This is a genomic window from Prosthecobacter fluviatilis (genome assembly GCF_042655725.1).
In the GTDB taxonomy this organism is placed as follows: domain Bacteria; phylum Verrucomicrobiota; class Verrucomicrobiia; order Verrucomicrobiales; family Verrucomicrobiaceae; genus Prosthecobacter; species Prosthecobacter fluviatilis.
On sequence record NZ_JBHSMQ010000009.1, the window covers coordinates 149,819 to 170,993 of the forward strand.

Genomic DNA, 21,175 nt, shown 5'->3' on the forward strand with positions numbered 1-21,175 from the left:
AGCGCCCATGCTTTCGGCAGGCAGCCCGGGCTTCTGCGGCGGCCCAGAGGCGGGGCCGTGCTTTGAGGCGATGTTTTTCCATGCTTGACCATCCGTGCCAGCCCCCCTACTAGCGCGCAGAGTGCCATGACGTCCTCTCCACGTTCCATCATCGACCCAGTCTGGATCATCGGCTTTACCGGGCACCGGCCAGACCCGGCGCGGGGCCGCACACGGGCGGACCTGGAAAAGATACGGCCGCAGGTGCGGGCGGAGCTGCTGCAGCTCAAGACGCTGGCGCAGCAGCAGGGCGGGCGCGCGGAGCTGCTGTGCGGCGTGGCGGCCGGGGCGGACATCATCGCGGCGCAGGAGGCGGAGTCTCTGGGCATGGCGGTGCATGTGATCCTGCCGATGCCGCAGAGCCTCTATGAGCAGGATTTCGAAGGCGCGGACCTGAGTGGTGACCTGCAGGCGGCGCGGCATTTCATCCAGCAGGCCGATGCCGGCAGCAGAGGGGCGACCTTTCGCGTGGCAGGAGGCTCCCACCTGCGAAACGAGTGCTACTACGACCTGGGCCTGGAGATCGCGCATGCCTCGGACGCGCTGCTCGCCGTGTGGGATGGCGCGGAGGCGGAGGCGCTGCATCTGGCTGCGAAGAACGGCACGCTCGCTCCCGGACGCGGCGGCACCCGGGATGTGATGCAGGTGGCCGGCAGCGAGGTGCTGCCCCACGTGAAGCAGGGGCTCTTTGCCCAGGGAATGGCGTGGCTGCCCAAGCCGGTGCGGGTGATCCACCTGCATACGGGAGTGGTGAGCGGCAGCACGGAGGGCTTTGCCGACGTGCAGGATGCGGGGCTGCAGGAGCTGCGTGCGCTGCAGCGCGCCGCCGAGGCGGAGAAGCGGCCGGAGCTGACGCTGGACTCTGTGCAGAGCCTCATGGACTTCACCGACTACCAGGCCATCGACTGGGCGGCAAAGCTGCGCCGGGGCCTGCTGTGCAGCAGCGCGCTGCATTTCACGGCGTCTCTGACCGCCGCCATCTCGGCAGGCATGCAGTCGCATCAGGTGAAGTGGCTGCCGCCGTTTCTCGCCGCCATCGAGCTGGCGCTGGTGAGCGCGGCCATCACCCTCATGCTGTGGTCGCGCTGGAAGCGTGCGCAGGCGCGCTGGCTGGAGCTGCGGCTGGCCACGGAGCTGGTGCGCGGGCTGGTGGACGCCGGGCGGCTGCTGGACCCGCTCTTTCCCGTGTGCCGCGAGGTGCTGCCGGCGTGGCGGCGCTTTTGCCTCTCGGTGGGGCTCACGGTGTGGCGTGACCCCAGGTCACAGCCGGGCGGGCCCGGAGACACCCCTGAGCAGAAGTTTGAAAAATCCCGCGCAGTGTATCTGGAAAAACGCATCCAAAACCAGCTGGAGCATTTCGACAGGAAAGACCCGCACCACAAGCACTGGTGGCACCCGCTGGCGCATTACGCCGCCCCGGCCACGGCCACGCTGGCGGTGGTGTTTGCGGCGCTGGCGCTGTTTCGCAAATGGGAGGTCTCCCTGCTGAGCGAGGCGCCGGAGAGCACCTTTCTGAGCAGCCTGCTCTTCACGCTGCTGCCCATCGCGCTGCCCCTGGCGGCCGGGGTGCTGGCCTCGCTGCAGACCGTCACCGACATGAAACGCCGCGCGCAGGTGTACCCGGAGATGCAGGAGCGCCTCCGGGGCGCACGCGACCTGCTGCCCCACCTGCGCACCGAGGCCTCCGTGCGCCGCTTCGTCCGCCGCACGGAGGAGCTCCTGCTCGACGAACTCGTGGGCTGGTACGCCGCCGCGAAGGGGATCTCGCATTGATGAGGGATAGGGCTGTGCCTGCGCTGAAGTAATACCACGATGCGATGAAAACGGGTCTGAAGGTGGAGGCACGATCCGACGGAGGGGGATCATCTTGATCCCCCCACCTGCAGCGTGTTCGTGGATCTGCGAGAGCGCTGTGCGATGCGGGAACGTGTGGGATCGGGACGATCCCACTCCGCCGGAGCCTTCGCCGCAGCGACGGAGGGGGATCATCTTGATCCCCCCACCTGCAGCGTGTTTGTGGATCTGCGAGAGCGCTGTGCGATGCGGGAACGTGTGGGATCGGGACGATCCCACTCCGCCGGAGGCTTCGCCGCAGCGACGGAGGGGGATCATCTTGATCCCCCCACCTGCGGCGTGTTCGTGGATCTGCGAAGGCGCAGGGCGATGCGGGAGCGTGTGGGATCGGGACGATCCCTCTCCGCCAGAGGCTTCGCCGCAGAGACGGAGGGGGATCATCTTGATCCCCCCACCTGCGGCGTGTTCGTGGATGTGCGAAGGCGCAGGGCGATGCGGGAGCGTGTGGGATCGGGACGATCCCACTCCTCCGGAGGCTTCGCCGCAGCGACGGAGGGGGATCATCTTGATCCCCGCACCTGCGGCGTGTTCGCGGATGTGCGAGGGCGCAGGGCACTACGGGAACGTATGGGATCGGGACGATCCCACTCCGCCGGAGGCTTCGCCGCAGCGACGGAGGGGGATCATCTTGATCCCCCCACCTGCAGCGTGTTCGTGGATGTGCGAGAGCGCAGGGCGATGCGGGAACGTGTGGGATCGGGACGATCCCACTCCGCCTGAGGCTTCGCCGCAGAGACGGAGGGGGATCATCTTGATCCCCCCACCTGCAGCGTGTTCGCGGATGTGCGAAGGCGCAGGGCGATGCGGGAGCGTGTGGGATCGGGACGATCCCTCTCCGCCAGAGGCTTCGCCGCAGAGACGGAGGGGGATCATCTTGATCCCCCCACCTGCGGCGTGTTCGTGGATCTGCGAGGGCGTTGGGCGATGCGTGAGCGTGTGGGATCGGGACGATCCCACTCCGCCGGAGGCTTCGCCGCAGCGACGGAGGGGGATCATCTTGATCCCCCCACCTGCAGCGTGTTCGTGGATCTGCGAGGGCGCTGGGCGATGCGGGAACGTGTGGGATCGGGACGATCCCACTCCGCCGGAGCCTTCGCCGCAGAGACGGAGGGGGATCATCTTGATCCCCCCACCTGCAGCGTGTTCGTGGATGTGCGAGAGCGCAGGGCGATGCGGGAACGTGTGGGATCGGGACGATCCCACTCCGCCAGAGCCTTCGCCGCAGCGACGGAGGGGGATCATCTTGATCCCCCCACCTGCAGCGTGTTCGTGGATCTGCGAGGGCGCTGGGCGATGCGTGAGCGTGTGGGATCGGGACGATCCCACTCCTCCGGTGCGCTGGCTGGCCGCATGGAATGCTGGCTTTCACCCCTGAGACCCGTTTTCAGCTGTGCATGGTATAAACAGTGGCGGCAGCGCCCGGCACCCATGCAGAAACGCCAGAGCGTGGTGCGTGCAGGCCGCCCTTTTCAGGGGCACATCATGCGGAGGCAGTGGGTGCGGCGGAGCGGTGCACGCAGGCCGCAGTCATGGCCTACTGCGGCGAGCCCTTCGCAGGGGCGGGAGCCGCCGCCGCGGGCAGCCCCAGATCCTTCCGCGCCCTCGCCATTTCCTCCCTGCCGATGCCCGCCTTCTCCAGCATGGCAAAGTCCTCGGCCACCCCATCTTTGAAAATGCGTCCGAGCATCGGAGCATCCCAGTGGTCCTTGTACATCTTGATCGCCTCCTCGTATTGGCCCTGGAAAAGCAGCGCATGGGCCAGGTTGCCATAGATGAAGACCATGTCTGCGCGCCTCTTGGGATCGTGGTCAGCTTTGCAGGCAGCGATCAGGTCCAGAGCCTCCCGGCTCCAGGCCACCGCATCCTTGTACCTCTTCTGAAACACAGCCTCAAACGCGCTGTTACCCAGCTGGCTGGCCAGCTCGAACCTCAGCGCGTCTGAAGGAGCTTTCGCCAGCTCAGCGCGTGCTGCTTTGAGCCTGGCCATTTCGGCGTCGAATGAAAGGGAGTCCGGCAATTTAGGGAGGTCAGATGCGGCCTTTTCTCCGGCAACAGCGGGTGGTCCTGCTTTCTTCTTAGCTTTGAGGATTATTGGCGAAGCTGCCTTTTTTGTGACAGAAGCTGATGGTTTTTCATCCCCCTTGGGTTCGATCATACGTGGTTGAGTGGCCTTTTTTGTGCCAGTGCCGGATGGTTTTTCATCCTTCTTGTCCTTGTTATCTGTGGGATAGTTCAGCGCATAAGTGCACAGGTCTGCAAACCCCACATTGTTTTCATGGGCGATGGCAGCCAGCTTGCGAAGAGAGTCACGCACATCGGCCGGAACCTCCACACCTCTTTCTTCTTTAATCCACCGTGCCTGGTCAGCAATGGGGTCGGCGTCCTTTTCTGGAACCGCATTGTTGATGTAAAACTGAACAGGAATCATGACGCCATTCACCTCGCAGGGGATGATAAACATCTTTAATTTGGGCAGCCTGTCTTTTGCCGAGCGCAATTTGGCCAGATTTTCATCAGTAGGTTCCAAAGCAGGATCGAGCAGTTCTGGCTCCTTGAATCCGTAATGAGGAATGGCCAGTTCCTTCAGCCATCGCTGCCACAGGCGCAGCTCGGCCTCCCGATTTCCCAGCTGCTGATAGGACCTCGCCATGCTCCTGAGCAGGTTGGCGAAGGATTGGCGAAGGTAGTAAAGGTAGGGTTTCTCCAGATATGATTTTTCACACAGCTCGACCATCCGCAACTGGAGCTCCATCGCCTTGTCAGGCTTGTTCTCATCGAGATAAAGGTTCGCTCGCCGTTGTGCCAAATCCAGCAGCGTTTGTTTTGAATTCGTGCTGTTGCAATGCGCGACATATGACAGTGCCCCATCCAGGTAGGCGATGCGCGTCTCAACAAGAGGTGCGGGATTTTTCTCCGTCTTGGCCAGTTCAATTAGCGCATCGTCATGGGTGACTGTCCATTGTATGATGTTAGATACATAGTAATCGGTAACTAGTTTTGGCGATGCTGCAAAGCCCTGTTTTAACACGCCAATAGCTTCCTTCAACAGGGGGGCGGCTTTGGCTTTGTCATCTCTTATCGGTTCAAAATTTGCTTGTTTGGAAAGCAGGAGGCCCAGTTCATCCCGCAGTCCCATGTGCTGAGGGTATTTTTCCACAAACTTTTTTCCGGCCATGATCCCACGCTCGCGAATCTGGTGGGCCAATGCTGGGTTGGCAGTGTTTTTTGCGGCCGCTCCTGTGCCTTTGCCGCCTTGCTCAAAGTCCGCAAGCTGGTTTAGAAGGCTGAGCAGCCACTGCCCATACAACGGACGGTCTTCACGCAGTTTTACCAGCTCTTCGAGCAGCGAGATGCCCTCGGAGTACAGTTGCTTCGCTTTCACATAGTCCTGTCTTCGGCTGAGAAAGACGCCATGATTTTTAAGCCCATCCGCCAGCCAGGCGCGGTATAGGGTGACCCGTGGATTGGCCGAGGCTGTGAGGCGATAGGTGGCGGTGGCCTGTTCATACAGCTTTCCTGCCTCGTCAAAGTTGCCCAGTTTGGCCTGGAGTTCGGCTCTCTGTTGCAACCCAATCGCCGCATTGCTGAGAAGTCGTGGAGAGTCCGGCTGTAGAGCGAGCGCCTTTTTTTGGAGTTCATCGGCCTGCGTCATGAGTTCGAGGCCTTTCTTTTGATCCTCCAGAGATTCGCTGATTTGGAGCTGCCGCCCCAGATTGTGTGTGGCGGCAGAAAAGCGGTCCAGCAGCGCGGCATCGGGTTCTCGTTTGCTGAGAAACTCTTTGCCCCAGTCACGTGCACGCGTGTAGTACTTCATCTTTTCCTCACGAACCGAGGTGTGGAGGCCTACGATGTTGTAAGCTCGAACCAGCACCAATCCGGCTCTGGGGTCGTGCTTTTCAGTCGCCAGCGGTTCGATGGCCTTCAGCGCATCCTTCAAAAGAGACTCATCATCGGGAAATCCATTGTCGTCGATGAAAACATCATAATCGATGAAGGTGTTTGCCAGGAGGACGCTGAAGTCGGGTGAAGAGTACAGGCTTTGCGCCTTCCGAAGCCTGGGCACCAGCGTTTCGTACGCCGTCTTGGCCTCCTCCACGGTACCAATCTGGCTGAGAATGTTCGCGCGCGCGGCCTCCATTCTCAGCAGGCCGATCTGGATGGACTGATCATCCGGACGCCGCGAGGCCAGGTACTGATACAGCTCAATGGCCTTCCGTGCCGACTCTTCACGGAAGGGCTGTATCCCGGGGACAAAGGCAAAATCTTCTCCCGCCAGCTTGGCCACCATCTTGTCCGTGGCATCCCGCGCGGCATCAAAGCCGGCATTCGCCTCCGCCTGCTGGCGTTTGGCCTCCGCCTCCTGCCTGCGTGCCACCTCCTCCTGGCGGCGTGCCTGTTCGCGCTGGGTGTTGGCCTCCGCCTCCTGGCGGCGGGCCTCTGCGGCGGCCTCGCGGGCGCGCTGCATGCCCACCCACCCAAACACTGCGGCGATGATGGCGGCGATGGCGCAGGCCGCGGCGGCCAGGGCAAACTTTCGCAGGCGGTTTTTTTCCGCCAGCGCCTTCTGCTTTTCCGCCTCCGCGTGCTCCTGGTCCAGCCGCGCCTTTTCCAGCGCCTCCTTTTCCTTGCGTGCCTCGCGGCTGGCGCGGGCCACGCGGGTGAGCACGTCGTGCGTCAGCTCCAGGCGCTGCACGCCGCCGCGCTCGTCCACGGAGAGCAGCCGGCGCTCCACCAGCAGGGCCAGCACCTTCTTCGCCGTGTCCGCGTCCGCCTTGCCGGAGAGCTCCCACAGCATCGTGTCAAAGGCGATGCTTTCGCGGAAGCCCTCGGCGGACAGCAGGCGGTCCTCGATGAGCCGGCGCAGCGCCTGCAGCGTGGCGCCGCCCAGCGGCACCGCCTCCAGTGCGGCCCCGTACGTGGCGGGGTCAAAGCTGCGCTCGTAAAAGCTGTTCAGGATCTCCGCCCCGCTGCCCTCAAACTGCGACTGGCTGATCTGCTCCAGCCCCAGCGCCTGGCGCTGCGAGTTCAGCTCCGAGCAGATGAGCGAGAGCAGCGGCGGCACGGCGTCGATCTCTCCCAGCGGCACATCCGGCGCCACCCCGGCCACAAAGCGCACGATGGCGCGGCCCACCTCGTCCGGGATGATGGGCGGCTGGCCCGGCCGCTTCTGGCCGGGCCTGACCACGGCCTCAAACGCCTGCGGTCCGGCCAGCAGGCGCAGCTCCATGCGGTTGTCCATCAGGGAGGGCATCTGCTTGCGCCAGCGCTCCAGCAGGTGCAGGAAATCGTAGCGCAGCGCCATCAGCACGCGGTAGCTGCGCGCCTGGTAGTGGACCCTGTCCGCCAGCTCCTCGTCCTGGGCGATGATCTGGCGCACCGCCGCGTTTGGGCGGTTTTCCACCAGCGAGGCCAGCACATCGCGGAAGGCCAGCGTGGCCGCCCGGCGCTCCGGCTTGTCCCCCAGGGTGAACATTTCCTCAAACTGGTCAAAGATGAACACCGGCTGCGGGACGCCGCCGTCCGCGCCCGTGAGGCCAAAGACGGGGTCGTGCAGCAGCAGCCACAGGCTGGCCGTGCCGCCCTGCGCCAGCGTGGCGGAGACGTCTGCTGCGGCCTTTGTGCAGCCGGCGGCGTGCAGGGCCTTGGCCAGGGCGCCGATGACCTGCGCCTCCAGCGAGCCCGCGCCCTCATCGTGCACCAGGCGTATGATCACGGGCAGAAAGCCGTCCTTGCGCAGCTGCGGCACCAGGCCCGCCTGCAGCAGCGAGGTCTTGCCCCAGCCGGACTGGCCAAAGAGGATGGTCAGCGGCTTGTGCAGCACCCGCTCCCGCAGGTCTGCCAGCTCCTTTTCACGGCCAAAGAAATGCGCGGCATCCCCCTCACCGTAGGAGCGTAGTCCGAGCCACGGGGAGTCCGGGGTCACTTCAGAGCTTGCGGGCGTGGGGTTCATGAGGCGGCGAGGTGTTGCTGGCGCTTCTGCTGCAGCGCAAAGACATGGCGGGCAAATTCATCGGTCGCGGCGCCGTTTTTCAGGCGCGTGCACTGCACCCTGGCAAACACCCGCGGCTCGTTCTGCGTGGCCAGCGGCGACTCGTCGATCACCACCGGGATGTAAAACTCATCCGCCGCATGCCCCTGGGAAAAGCCGTCGTAGCGCTCCGCCGCCCAGTTGCGCTCGCGGTGGTAGTAGCCCTCCGGGCTGCTCTCCGTCGTGCGGGAGACCACGGAGACAAACAGCCCGCAGCGGTTCTTCACCTCGTCCTCCAGCTCGCTCGGCCAGTAGGCCCCCGGCTTCAGGCGCTCGCGGTCATACCACACGGTGCAGCCCGCCTCCTGCAGGCCGCCGATCAGGCGCCTCACCGCGTCCTCGTCCTCCCGGGCATAGCTCACAAACACCGCCCCCTTCGGCATCTCCTGGGGGATGGGCTTCAGCGCTGCCGGCGGCTGGCTGGCATCCCGGGGGTGCTCCAAAAGCCACCGGCGCGAAAGCTCCCGGGTGAACTCCTTCGGGCAGCAGCGCACCACGTGCACACTGCGCGTCACCGCCCCGAAAAACATCACCATGTCGCTCGGCAGCATCTTGTCCGGGCTGTCGGCCAGGTAGGCGGGGTGCACCCGCAGCGAGAGCTTTTCCTGCTGCGTGATGCGCAGAAAGAGCCGCACAAGCCAGTCTGAAAAGCTCAGCCCCAGCAGCAGCAGGCCGTGCGCCTTGAGGTCGCGCGAGAGATTGTCCACCGTCCCCGTGCGCTTGAACTGGTCGTGCAGGTCGATCACCGTCTCCAGCATGTCCGCCTCCCACAGTACAAACTCCGGCTGCGGCGAGGCCTTGCCAAACAGGTGGTACACCAGCGCGCCGTTGAGGTCGCGCATGCGTGCCGGCATGTCCTTCCGGTCCAGCCCCTCGCTGTAGGACACCGCCTCCGTGCACGGCTCACCGCCGTAGCGCTCCAGGTTCAGGGCATTCTCCAGCAGCGGGTCCACCGCAGTGCTCAGAAAGAGCTTGAAGGCATCGATCTGCGCCAGCGAGCGCAGCAGGGGGCCCGGCTCAGGGCACTCTTTTTTCAAGATGTTGAACAAGCGCGTGTAGAGCAGATTCGGCTGGTCCTTGCCCCGCAGGTGAAAAGCCGTGGCCACACGGTTCAGGCTCGGCGGCTGGTCCAGCTCTGACTGCGGGATGGAGAGTTTCTCCGCCAGCCGTTCTGCCAGCCACGGGTAGAAAGGCTCGTCCTCCGGCCCAAACGTCACGATCCCCTGACCGATGACGGGGATGACTTTCCCCTCCTCAATAAAAGCGAGCAGGTCTTCCCAGAACAATTCATCCAAATTTAAACTCATTGTATGCGTGAGGGGGGGGGGCAGAGGCTGATGAAAGCATGAAACACATCCGCTGCCCGGGCCCGCAGGGAGCCTGGGCAGGCCGAATCCCTATATCCTAAATTATTTCACGTCCAAGTCGTTTTGATCTTTTCTTAGGCTCTTCCACGGGAATCCTGCACCTGAAATGCCCGGCCGAGCCGCATTGCGTGCCAGACGTGTGCTTGATACCACGCACAGCTGAAAACGGGTCTCATGGGTGAAAGCCAGCATTCCATGCGGCCAGCCAGCGCTCCGGCGGAGTGGGATCGTCCCGATCCCACAGGCTCCCGCATCGCCCTGCATTCTCGTGCCTTCGCAAAGCCGAGCCTCCCTCATCCTCCAGCGCCCTCGCAGATCCACGAACACGCTGCAGGTGGGGGGATCAAGATGATCCCCCTCCGTTTCTGCGGCGAAGCCTCCGGCGGAGTGGGATCGTCCCGATCCCACACGCTCCCGCATCGCCCTGCATTCTCGTGCCTTCGCAAAGCCGAGCTCCCTCATCCTCCAGCGCCCTCGCAGATCCACGAACACGTTGCAGGTGGGGGGATCAAGATGATCCCCCTCCGTTTCTGCGGCGAAGCCTCAGGCGGAGTGGGATCGTCCCGATCCCACAGGCTCCCGCATCGCCCTGCATTCTCGTGCCTTCGCAAAGCCGAGCTCCCTCATCCTCCAGCGCCCTCGCACATCCACGAACACGCTGCAGGTGGGGGGATCAAGATGATCCCCCTCCGTCGGATCGTGCCTCCACCTTCAGACCCGTTTTTATCGCATCGTGTATTTATCTGGTGTTTTACAACATTACCTAATACCTACCCGCCGACCATGCGGGCCAGAGTCCCGTGGGTTTGCGGCCCTGGGGGCGCATGCGCTCGAGCAGGACGAGGGCGGTCTGCGCCTGCTGGCGGATGAGGGCGGGGGCGTCCTGGTTGCGCAGGCTGGGGATGTCGTAGTTGGTGATGGTGGGCTTGGCAAAAAAGGCGTCGAGCGCGAGGGGGAGGAAGATGGACTCGACAAAATTGGCGGGCACGGGGAGCGCCACGCCGGGGTCGGTGTGAGCGGGGTCGTCATTGTACACATCGGCCCGCGTGAGGGTGCGCGGGGCGGTGCGGGCCTGAAACTCCAGCACGGTGTCGGTGCTGACGTAGCCGGAGATCATCATGCGGAGGCGCACGGTGTCGCGGGTGATGGCGGACTCGATGAAGTAGCGGGGCTCTCCGCAACTGCTGCCGGCGAGTTCTTCGCGGCTGCTGGCGGCGGCAAGGCTGCGGCGGCTGCCGCGAAAGCGCACGGGCTCGAGCACGGTGATGATGTCGGGGTCGAGCTCGACGGTGTCCACATGCACGGTGGCGGTGCCGCTGGTGGTGCTGGAGAGGTGGGGAAACTGCAGCGTGGCGGTGCTGCCGCTGAGGGTGAGGATGCGGTTCATGGCGGGGTCTCCGGGGAGGTCCACCCAGCAGCCGGCGGCCCACGCGGGAAAGCTGCCGGTGACGCTGTACGCGCCGTGGCTGAGGCCGCTGACGGCGACGGGCGCGGGGGCGCGAAAGTAGGCGCTGCGCTGCTGCTTGGCGGCAAACAGGGGGCCGAGCGCGGCCATCTGCTGCAGGGCGGCATTGCACGCGGCGAGCGCGTCTGGCAGCGGGTCTTCAAAGTCGGGGCCGCCGGCGTAGGGGATGGCGCGCTGCTCGGTGCGCAGGTAGCTGAGCATGGCGGCGATGGTTTCGCGTACAGTCATGGCTGTGTGGGGGGGCTGGGGGTGGCGGCCGGGCTGTGGCCGGGGGTGTCGAGGGTGGCGATGATGTCTGCCTCCTGCGCGAGGCGGTAGGTGCGGCCGCTGCGCTGGAGCTCGCCGCTGGTGTAACGGCTGACATAGACGGCGGTGCCGCAGCCGAGCGCGGGGTGCGTGCAGCCGGGGCCGCGTGCGACGATGACGGCCTCCATGCGGGTGCTGGCGCCCTGCACGGCGGTGGGGAGGACGAGACCGGCGGCGGTGGTGCGCTCCTGCGGGGTGACATCGAGGAGAAGGTGGCTGCCGAGGGGGTGGATTCCGGGTGGGCTCATGGGGAGTGTGTGCTGGTTTGGGCTTTGTTATGGTGGTTTGTGGTATTTGTGGTCAAAATGTCAGCGCAGTGTTTTCAGCGGACCGTGCTCGTCTCCCGGGCTCCGCAGTCCGCAGCGGCAAGGCGCTGGTGAGCCAGGGGCTCATCGGTCGTGCAGGTCGTATGGGACATGGAGGTCATGGGGTTTGGGCTGTTCGTCATTTCAGGGTGCGCGTCATTCACGCCGTGCGCCGCACCCAGCCGCCGCCGGCCAGCTCCACGCGTGAGTCTGCGTGCGTCAGGGCCTGGCGCAGCGCCTGCTCCGCCACGCCCAGCAGCGCGGCCAGGGCCTTGAGGCGCTTGGGCGGCTCTGCCAGAGCATACGCCGCCGCATGCAGGGGCGTGCCGACGATGAGCGAGGGCGGCAGCGCCTGCACGCTGGTGGCTGCGACCGATGCGGTGGATGAAACGGCTTCCGGGGCTTTGACGTCGGCGGCCTGGGGACAGGCTGCGCCAGCTTCGCGGGGTTGAGTCCCGGGCTGCTGCGTGGCAGCGCCTGCCGCAGGCGGGGCGCTCTCTCCAGGAGCGCCGCAGGTGCCGCCCGGGGTGGGCGCAACGGTCGGCTCTGCACCCGGCCCAACCACGTTTCGGGTGTGTGTGCTCGTGTCCGTTGCGCCCGTCTGGCGGGGAGGGGTCTGCGCCGCGGCGGTGGCGGGAGGGGCGGGCTCCAGCAGCACGACGATGGCGTGCGGGAGGCGGCGCTGGTCCATGAGCTCGTGCGCGAGGCGGCCGCCGCCGGCCTGCCAGAGGTGCAGCGGCACGCGCAGGATGTGCCCCTCCTGCTGCGACTCATGGCGGAAGATGTAGGAGCGCGTGCCTTTGTCGTGAAAGTCATACGGGGCGGCGTTTCCCACGCCGACGAGCTTGACCACCACGAGCGGCTCATCCGCACGGCGGTGCCTGCACAGCAGCGCGGAGTCCACGCGTGCGGGGAGCTTTTGGACGATGGCGAGCGAGGGGCAGGTCTGGGTGGCGGGCTTCATGGCGTGGAAAAAAGTGAACAGGGCTGCTGTGGCGGGTGCGGTGTGGTGCGGTGTGGTGGGGAGGGGTGAAAACGGGGACGGGGCGCGGGTGTCTGGTATCTTTGGGTATTTGATGATAGCTTTCGTTTCCTCTCTGCCTGCGCCGGGTCCTTTTTTTCTGCCCCTCCCCCCCTCCCCTGCCCCGGCGGCGGCTGCGTGCTCCGGGACAGGCGAGGGGGGGCTATGGGATGCTTTGCTGGGTGTCTCTCTCTTTATGGCAGCATGTGGCAGGCTGCTGCCGCGGGTGTTTCTGCGGGTGGTGGGTGGCCCGCGCGGCGCCCCGGATTCAGGGCAGCGCGCGGGCCGTGGTTTGCGGGGTTATGCGCTCAGGGTGGGGACCTCCAGGCCGGGGTGCTGGCCGGCGTGGCGCAGCAGGGAGTAGCCGCTGGTCTTGCCGTCCGTGCGGATGCACGGGGCCTGGCCAAAGATGGTCTCGTAGCCGCCGCCATCGACGAAGGAGTAGTCGTCCTTGTCGCCGACGAGGAGGTCGTCCCCCACGTAGGCGCGCACGGCGGTGTCCTGGCCGAGGATGAGGCTGCACATGTCCACGGCGCCGTTGGCATTGCAGGGGATGATGTAGGCTCCGGCGTCAAACTGCGAGGTCCAGACGAAGTCGGGGGAGCAGTTTGAGCCAGAGCCCGCACCGCCCGGCAGGCGCGCGTAGTCGGTGCCGGCGGTGTTGAGCCCCCAGTTGTCTCCGGTGGCGACGAGGTTGCCCAGGGTGGCGACTCCGAGGCCGGAGGCGTCGGCGGTGTTGTCGGGGTTCAGGATGTGCGTGAGCTTGATCTGGTTGCCGTTGTTGTCCGAGCCCACCCAGCTCACAAAGCCGACGGAGCCGTCGGGATTGAGCACCCACGCGTAATACGTGGCGCTGGTGATGCTGCTGTAAAACGCCGTCCACGCGACGCCTCCGGGCGCGGTGGTGGCGGTGCTGTGGGACTGGCCCTCATACCACTCGTAGGCGTAGCCGCCCATCCACGCCATGTAGGGCGTTTTGAGGTCGGTCTTGGCGGGGGTGGCCGTCGAGTCGCTGCGGAGCACGCAGTCGGCCGCGGGGGAGTCCACACCAAAGCCCATGCCCAGGATGGCGCGCGGGGCCAGGGGGTCGGCGCACTGGTCATTCTCCGGGTCCACGGAGGCGTGCTCAAAGAGGCCCACGCCGTTCCAGTCCAGCAGCTTGCCGGAGAAGAGCGGGTTTTCCTCATTGCTGCGCGCGCCGCCGTGCATGGCGGCCTGCTCGTAGCTGCTGGAGTTTTTGATGCTGGCGATGGCGGCGTCCGGGATGTACACCATGGGCTTGTAAACGGGGCTGCCGTGCCTGCTGGTGACGACGATGCTGCGGCCGCCGAGACGGCGCCACTGCGGGATGGCATTGGTGATGCCGGAGGGCGTCAGGGTGTCCAGCGCATTGAGGCTGGCAAAGGTCTTGCGCGCATTGGGGTAGATGGTGTTGCCCACGCCCTGGAGCTTGAGCGCCATCTTCATGTCGTTCATGCGGCGGCGGCCGAGCTTTTCACGCAGGGCGAGGAGCACGGCGGACTTCACCCCGCCGCCCCCGGCCATGAACTTGAGCTGCTTTTTGGTGAACTTGAAGGCGTCGCGCCAGAAGTCCACCACGCAGCCAAAGGTCTTGAAGTCCACGCTGGACTCATTGCCGCGCAGGGGCTGCTCGCCACGCGCACCGGGGCCGCGCGGCTGGCTCATGACGGTGAATTTGACCTCGTCCCCCGCATGCGCGGAGGCGATGTCCTTGCGGACGATGAAGGGCTTTCCGGAGCCCTCCGCGCCCTCAAACATGGCAAAGTCGTCCACCGAGCGCGCGCCTTTGCGCAGCTGCTGGGAGTAGACCTTTGCGACGACGGAGGGATCTGCCGCGACGGCGGCGGCGAGTGTGGAGACGACGGATTCGGCGTGATATTCGCTCATGGTATGTGTGTCTTTCTGGCTGAGTGTGGGTGTGTTTCGGTGCGGGGGCGGGCGTGTGCGCGCCCCGTGCGCCTTGCTGTATGCTTGTTTATGCTATTTCATGGTATCGGGCATCAGGGGCTGGCATCTGCGAGCCGCGGGGGCCGGGCTAGCGCCGCGCTTTGGCGGAGGTGAGCCGGTCGAGGCTGTGGATGAAGGCGTCCTGCTGCTCGGGTGTCAGCTTGTCGATCTCCGCCATGGCCGTCTGGGGAGACAGCGCGCCGGCGGAGAATCCGGGGCCGACAGGTGAGCCGGGCAGCCGCAGCGTGTGCCGCGGTGCGGGCGGTATGAGTGACGCGCCCTCCGCATGGCCCGGGCTGTGCGCCGCGGCTCCTGCAAAGAACTTGTCGAGCACCCGCCGTCCGATCTTCTCAGGCCAGTCAGGATGATTCAGGATTGGGTCGCTTTTTGCCTCTGCAAGCAAAATTTCATCGTCGCAGTGTGAAACGAAGCCGCAGCCGTCGTCGGCGATGAGGGGTGCATACATCTGCAGGGCGCGGGCGTGGCTTTCAGCCTGGCGGCCCTGCCAGGCGCGGCCCACGGTGGCGGCCTCGCGCTGCGCCTCGCGGAGGTCCATCTTGACGTCGGTGATCTGCTCCAGGAGATCGGTGGCGGCGGGGTCGTAGGAGGCCTTGGCCTGGAGGTACTGCTGCTGCAGGTGGCCGAGGTGCTGCTGCAGCTCCGCCACCTGGGGCGCGGTGCTGTGGGGCTGCGCCGTGGGGGCGTCTGCGCCGTAGGGATCTGCGGCCTCGGCGGCGGCGTCAAACTCGCTGCCGGGGGCGTAGCCGGCGGCCTCGCCCTCGGCGCTGGCGGCGGGGTGGCCAAAGACCTGCGCAAAGGCCGCGGCGGGGCTGTGCCCGGCGCGGATGAGGTCCAGCGCCTGCACGGTGCGTGCGCGGTCTTCGGGCTTGAGCGCCTTGATGGAGATGCGCGAGGGGGCTGCGGTGGCGGAGAGACCGCCGCTGTCCTCCGCAGCGCCGGTGTCGGCCTCGCCCTCGGCCAGTGCGGCGGGCTGCTGCACGGCGGCCAGCGCGGCCTGCACGCGGAGGGGGTCTCCGCTCTCAAAGTCGCGCAGCTGCGCATCCGTCATCTGCGCGAGGTCCGTGCCCGCGAGCGCCTCATCCAGCGAGCCGAGTCCGGGGACCGCAGCGTCCGGGGCCGTGCGGCCATCACCAGCGCCAGCGCCGCCGGAGCCGGAGAGGCTCTCCAGCACCGCGCTGGCGTCTGACTCGGAGAGGCTTTGCAGCACGGCCCCCGCCTCTGCGGCGGCGGAGTCTGCGGCTGGGCTGGCGTGCGGGGCGGCGGGGTCGGTCATGGCAGTGTGTGGTTGTTTGTGGTAGCGTGATTCTCGGGCTCTCTGCGGAAAGGGGTCGTTGCGGCTGCGGCTGGCTGGCGGTGGCGTTGCGGCCCTGCGCGGCATGCGCCACGGGCTGCGGACGGGGCTGTGTGTGTGCGGGGGTAAAAAAAGAACGTCGGAAGCGGCTCACCCGCCCGGCCACCCCGCCCTGCGGTGGTGCCGCGCGGCGCATGCTGTGGTCAGGCAGTGCATGTGAGAAAGCCTTGGCCCCGGATTTCAGGAGTCAAGCGATAAGGTGAAATAATGCTTCATTCCAGCATCTCCTGACTGTTTGAGGTATGAAATACCACTATTACCACCGCTGAGGCACAAGCAACTCATCCCTTTCTGGGTGGAGCGAGGCATCAGGGACGTCCGCCCAGAGGCCGACAAAATGTCGGCGCTCCCAGGACCGACGGCAGCGGCGTCCCGCCCCCCCGCTTTCTCCGTCCACGATCAAGGCTCTTAACTGAAGACCTTTCGCGCCCCATTCGCGCCAGGCATAAGTCCATGCACGCAGGCATGGGCTTAAAAATCAAACCCGCACCGCCCTTAAGAAATCCGTTTCACAATCCTAGCAATTGCATTTGACGCACTTAACCCACCACGGAAAATCGTCTCACCCTCACCGCATGCCCGCCGCCAACCTCGCCCAGCGCCAACAAAACCTCGCTCGTCTGTGTGACGCGCACTCCGCCCATTGCGTGTGTGGCGCGGCCCGGGCGCACGCTTCGAGCACGATGGCGCAGAAGCTGCCGCTGAGCCATGCCGCGCCAGAGGGCGCCATGGGCAAGATTCTCGGCTCAGGAGCCTTGCTCTCGCAGATGGCGGTCAATCCACGCCCAGACAGCGCTGAGGCCACTCTCGGCACGGCGGACGATGTCTTTTTCTATCTCGGCGCGTTCGGCTACCCTTACACCGACTGCGGCTTTCTTTTCCTGCCTGCTCTTGAGGAAGGCCACCAGAGAGACGGAGTCTCCACGCCCTTCGATTCTGGCGCGCTGGTGAGCAAGGTCAGCAACGTCAACCCGCCAGCGAGTTATGCACAAGACATACCCGGCAGAGTCGGTTTCGTGCGCGATCACGAGCTGCCCGTCTCGGGCTATCGAGAGCTGCTGAGCCGGGTGATCACGGACTATTCCCGCGCCTGCGGCATCTACCTGGAGTCCCCGGACGAGTTTAAATGTGAATGCGGGTTCGTGCGAGGGCATCCGTTTGGGCTGGTGGGCGGGGACCGGCGGGCGGCCACCTTTGAGGTGCGCCTCCCCAGGAGCGTACCACTCAGCCCCCCGCATCTGCATGCGGTGTTTGTTCGTACCGGGTTTGAGCCCCGCGAACTGGCCCCCCTGCGCCGCGCCGGGGTCAGGATCGAGACCTTCCAGCCCGAGCCGGGTGCCGATTCTTCTGGTGCATTGCGCGCAGCCTGCATTAACTTCATCCAAGAACATCTCCTCTCATGACGACAGAAACCTTTGACCTCTCCACGCTGGAGATCATCGGCTACGCCAGCACGCTGGCCACGCCGACGCTTCCGCGTGTGCTGCACCCGGTGTTTCGCGTGCGGGGTGCAGACTTGGTCCTTTTCCCGCCTTACACCCTTCAGGGCACGGAGGTCTGGAAAGCCCATCAGGGCGATCAGGCCGAGTTTGAGGAGTTCCTGGCCAAAGAAAAGCTCACCCGGCTGGACCCGCCCCTTCCGGCAAAGCCTCATCATGATCTCTGGGTCAGCCCGGAGGGCGTGGTGGCCTATGCGCCCAAAGCTGAGGTCAAAAAAACCTTCGAAAAGCTGTATGCGGAGCACCTGAGCCTGGCGGAGACCAAGCTGGCAGCCAAGGACTTTGAAGCCGCCGCCCGCCACGCCGCCGTGGCCCGCTCGGTCGATCCCGGAAAGCTCGATCCCCTCATCATCCGTGGCGTGACGGAGTTCAAGCTGGCGGACCAGTCCTATTATGAGTTCACCCGGGAGCTGGCCGGGAAGATCGTGAAACCGGCTGAGTTTGACCAGTTGGTGAGGGAGCGTGTGGGGGGTGCAGGAATAAATGGCGTGGCAGTCGAGGTAATGAGCGTTGAGGTGCCCCTTTCTCAAATTCTATCAACGGAAAGCGCAATCACCTATGTTTCATCCAGAGGCGCAATCGTCATGCGTCAGATGGCCATAAGGCCAACCCGCTTTCCTAGTCCTGCCGCCGCCGCTGCATGAGCTTTCAGCCGCGCATTTTCACCTTCTACAGCTACAAGGGTGGCGTGGGCCGCAGCATGGCGCTGCTAAACATGGCCTACTACCTGCACGCTCGGGGCAGGCATGTCTTGATTGTGGATCTGGACCTTGAGGCCCCCGGTGCCAGCGGCTTCCTGCATCGCTCAGATGAGCTGCTGCCACGCGAGAGCCTGGGAGATGTGGTGGATGTGCTCCAAAAGGTGGTGGATGCTGTGAAGCAGGCACCCGAGGGGGCGGAACCGCAGCTGCCTGCTATGGATTTGAAGGATTACCTTCGCTCAGTGAACCCTGAGAAATATGCCACCGCCGTACACCCCAAGGCCCCACGGGCACGGCTGGATGTGCTGGGTGCCGAACAGGGGGCGGACTATACCGCAAGATACAGCGCCCTGGAGCTTTCCAGCCTCAATGCTGATCAAGTCGCAGACGCCAGCGATCTGCTGCGCGGACTGCTCCTCCTTCACAGCTTTCCGTTCCATCAGCCCTGGCAAGAGGAGGATGCAGTGCCCGAGCCTACGCACTACGACTACATCCTTGTGGACAGCCGCACGGGACTGAGTGAAATCGGCGGCTTGTGCATCGGGCCTTTGTCAGACCGCCTCATCGTGCTCTGCGGTCTTAATGATCAAAACATCGAAGGAACGCGTCATTTTTTGGATGTTGTGGGTCTAAAGCCCAGAACCCGGGCGACCACTGCGGAATCTTTTGATGATGCCGATCTCGTTGCTGAAGACGGTCAGCGCCCCGCCACCCTGGGTCCCAAACCAACGCTGCTAGTGGCCTCTCCTGTACCCGGCGGCGAGATGATGTACAAGAAGCACCGCATGAAGGAGCTGGAGAAGCGACTCGGAATGGCCCCAGCAAAGCTTTCCTACCACCCGCAGATGGCGCTGATGGAGACCCTGTTTGTCCGCGATTATGAGGACGAATACCTCGCATTGGAATACACCACACTGGCAGAGCGGCTGATGGGCCTGGTGGGAGACACAGTGCCGCAGCTATTGTCCCCAATCCAGCGTCTTCTGGCCGACCGGTTCAATGCGGATGAATCAAAATCGACTAGCATGGAGGCAAGAACAGCTCACCCCATGGTGGAACCATTGTTTCAACTGCTGCCCCCGCGCACCAGCAAGAAGAAGGAGGAGAAAGTAGATGCCGAGGATCTACTTCAGCGCCTTACGCGCAGCACACTTGCTGGCGCTCTGCATGGCCCTGACATGCCCCCTTTCATGATCAGTCGTCTTGACCTGTCCGATGCGGATCAAGTCAAGGTTTGGCAGCTACGTATCAATCTGGCACAGACGGATGACATAGCAGCCCAGAGATGGCTCGAGTGGGCGGATGACTTGGATACAGAAGAGGCCCGGAATAGTGGGAGTCCCACAGCTTTCCAGGCCATAGAGGACAAATATCGGAAAGCAGTCACGCTGAGACCTCAGTTTTATCAGGCATTTCACAACTGGGGCTCAGCCCTTGCGCAGTGGGCAAATACTAAAACAGGGGCAGAAGCAGAATTCTTGTATTCCCAAGCCAGTGAAAAATTTCAACAGGCGGCGACCATTCAGCCAAATGACCACGCGACTTTTTCTGATTGGGGCACATTTCTCTCTGATTGGGCAAATACCAAAGTAGGAGCGGAAGCAGAGTTCCTTCATGGTCAGGCTGATGAGAAATTTCAGTTCGCGACTGCCCTGGAGCCGAACAACGTCAATACCCTTGACAACTGGGGCCTGGCTCTTGCGCTGAGGGCTGAAACTAAAGAGAGAACAGAAATCGATGCCTTGTTTATGCGGGCTTGTGAAAAATTTCAACAGGCCGCGGCCATTGATCCGAGTGATATTACACCGATCCTCCACTGGGGTTCCGCATGCTTGCGGTGGTCGCTTACAAAGGAAGGGAGTGAATCGGACACCTTATTAACAAGGGCTTGTGAAAAGTTTCAACAGGTAGCTGCTATTGACCCGGTCAACCTCAACATGCTTCACAACTGGGGGGTCACCCTCATGCAGAGGGCGAATACAAAGACGGATGGTGAGGCGGACGATTTGGTTGCTCAAGCCTGTGAGAAGTTTCAGCAGGCAGCAAGCATTGAGCCTAATGACGGCACAAGGTTTAAAGTCTGGGGCTCTGCCCTAATGCAACTGGCAAAGTCAAAAACGGATGAAGAGGCTGATGCTTTGTTTGCCCAGGCCTGTGAAAAACTCCAGCATGCTTCGGCGATTGAGCCTAATGACCTTGGAACAATTCGCGCCTTGGCTCTTGCTTTTTATCAGTGGGCAGAGACCAAAGCCGGAGTAGAGGCAGAACCCATGCTGGCGCAAGCCTGTGAGAAGTTTCGGCACGTGGTGGCGATTACCCCCCGAGACAATACAACCCTCTACCTCTGGGGCACTGCTCTCATGCAGTGGGCAAGTACAAAAATGGGGGGAGAGGCTGCTTCCTTTTTGGCCCAAGCATGTGAAAAGTTTCAGCAGGCCTCGGCCATTGAGCCAAATGACTCTGAAACGCTTCGTGCTTGGGCATTCGTTCTTATGCAGCTGGCAAATACCAAAGCGGGCATTGAAGCTGATGCCCTAAATACGCAGGCCTGTGAAAAGTTCCAGAAAGCGGTGTCTATTGATTCTGAGGACTATTCAATGCTTGGCGTTTGGGCATTAGCCCTCTTGCAGAGGGCTAATGCCAAAGAAGGCATTGAGGCTGAGGCCTTGTATGCGCAGGCCTGTGAGAAATGCCATCAAGCGGCGGCTATTGCGCCTAATGACTTTACAACGTTTAGCACCTGGGCACTCGCCCTGTTGCATCTGGCAAACACCAAAAAGGACACTGAAGCTGATGTCTTGTTTGACCAAGCCTGTGAGAAGTTCCAGAAGGCGGTGGCTATCGAGGTTAATGACTTTGAAACTCTGAACAACTGGGGCAATGCCCTTTTGCAAAGGGCAAAAAACAAAGAGGGGGCGGAAGCTGATGCCTTATTTGTCCAGGCTGGTGAGAAGTTTGAGAAAGTGGTTTCCATTCGGCCGAATGACTCGGGAGCACTTTATAATCTTGGCTGCATCGCCGCGTTGCGCGTCCAGAAGGAAGCCGCTTTAGCGACACTCGAAAAATGGAAATCCACCGATCCTGAAGCCAGCAAAGCCAAGCTGGATGAGGACAGCGATTTTGACCGCATCCGAGATGACCCGCGCTTTCAGGCATTTCGGGATGGACTGGCGGACTGAAGGCAGGCGTCTGCAGTGCAGAATGATGCATGCCTGAGGTTGGGCAAACCATCAGGGCATGGAGTTCAAAG

At 63.5% G+C, this 21,175-nt stretch carries 11 protein-coding genes; 4 read left to right on the forward strand and 7 right to left on the reverse strand.

Features of this window, described 5'->3' with window-relative positions; all coding sequences use genetic code 11:
- Window positions 1-126 precede the first annotated feature (126 nt).
- Complete coding sequence (locus ACFQDI_RS20605) at window positions 127-1,812, forward strand: hypothetical protein (RefSeq protein ID WP_377170414.1); 1,686 nt, start codon at window positions 127-129, stop codon at window positions 1,810-1,812.
- A 1,615-nt stretch (window positions 1,813-3,427) separates the two neighbouring features.
- On the opposite strand, the gene ACFQDI_RS20610 is transcribed toward ACFQDI_RS20605, so the two are convergent.
- The 7 genes from ACFQDI_RS20610 to ACFQDI_RS20640 form a co-directional block, all read right to left on the reverse strand.
- Window positions 3,428-7,843, reverse strand: coding sequence for a DUF2610 domain-containing protein (locus tag ACFQDI_RS20610; RefSeq protein WP_377170416.1), 4,416 nt, complete (start codon window positions 7,841-7,843; stop codon window positions 3,428-3,430).
- The gene (locus ACFQDI_RS20615) at window positions 7,840-9,228 is read right to left on the reverse strand and encodes a toll/interleukin-1 receptor domain-containing protein (protein ID WP_377170418.1); all 1,389 of its coding nucleotides are present in this window, start codon (window positions 9,226-9,228) and stop codon (window positions 7,840-7,842) included. Before ACFQDI_RS20615 ends, ACFQDI_RS20610 begins: the two co-directional genes overlap by 4 nt.
- A gap of 823 nt (window positions 9,229-10,051) precedes the next feature.
- Entirely contained in the window at window positions 10,052-10,981 is a 930-nt protein-coding gene (locus tag ACFQDI_RS20620; protein WP_377170420.1) for a hypothetical protein, read from the reverse strand.
- Window positions 10,978-11,307 (reverse strand): co-chaperone GroES family protein, encoded by a 330-nt coding sequence (locus tag ACFQDI_RS20625; RefSeq protein ID WP_377170422.1) that lies wholly within the window; start codon window positions 11,305-11,307, stop codon window positions 10,978-10,980. Before ACFQDI_RS20625 ends, ACFQDI_RS20620 begins: the two co-directional genes overlap by 4 nt.
- A gap of 217 nt (window positions 11,308-11,524) precedes the next feature.
- Window positions 11,525-12,328 carry a hypothetical protein gene (locus ACFQDI_RS20630; RefSeq protein ID WP_377170424.1) on the reverse strand — a complete coding sequence of 268 codons (804 nt, stop codon included), beginning with the start codon at window positions 12,326-12,328 and terminating at the stop codon, window positions 11,525-11,527.
- Between the two features lie 357 nt (window positions 12,329-12,685).
- Complete coding sequence (locus ACFQDI_RS20635) at window positions 12,686-14,293, reverse strand: hypothetical protein (RefSeq protein ID WP_377170426.1); 1,608 nt, start codon at window positions 14,291-14,293, stop codon at window positions 12,686-12,688.
- 148 nt (window positions 14,294-14,441) lie between these two features.
- Window positions 14,442-15,647, reverse strand: a complete 1,206-nt coding sequence (locus tag ACFQDI_RS20640) for a hypothetical protein (protein WP_377170428.1) — start codon at window positions 15,645-15,647, stop codon at window positions 14,442-14,444.
- Between the two features lie 653 nt (window positions 15,648-16,300).
- On the opposite strand from ACFQDI_RS20640, the gene ACFQDI_RS20645 reads away from it, so the two are divergent.
- From ACFQDI_RS20645 to ACFQDI_RS20655, 3 genes are read left to right on the forward strand one after another with little or no spacing between them, the layout of a single operon-like run.
- Window positions 16,301-17,128 carry a hypothetical protein gene (locus ACFQDI_RS20645; RefSeq protein WP_377170430.1) on the forward strand — a complete coding sequence of 276 codons (828 nt, stop codon included), beginning with the start codon at window positions 16,301-16,303 and terminating at the stop codon, window positions 17,126-17,128.
- A complete protein-coding gene (locus ACFQDI_RS20650) occupies window positions 17,125-17,868 on the forward strand; it encodes a hypothetical protein (protein ID WP_377170432.1) in 744 nt (247 codons plus the stop codon). The genes ACFQDI_RS20645 and ACFQDI_RS20650 overlap by 4 nt, the downstream gene beginning before the upstream one ends.
- Window positions 17,865-21,104: a KGGVGR-motif variant AAA ATPase gene (locus tag ACFQDI_RS20655; protein WP_377170434.1), complete on the forward strand. Its 3,240-nt coding sequence runs from the start codon at window positions 17,865-17,867 to the stop codon at window positions 21,102-21,104. Before ACFQDI_RS20650 ends, ACFQDI_RS20655 begins: the two co-directional genes overlap by 4 nt.
- Window positions 21,105-21,175: the final 71 nt, after the last annotated feature.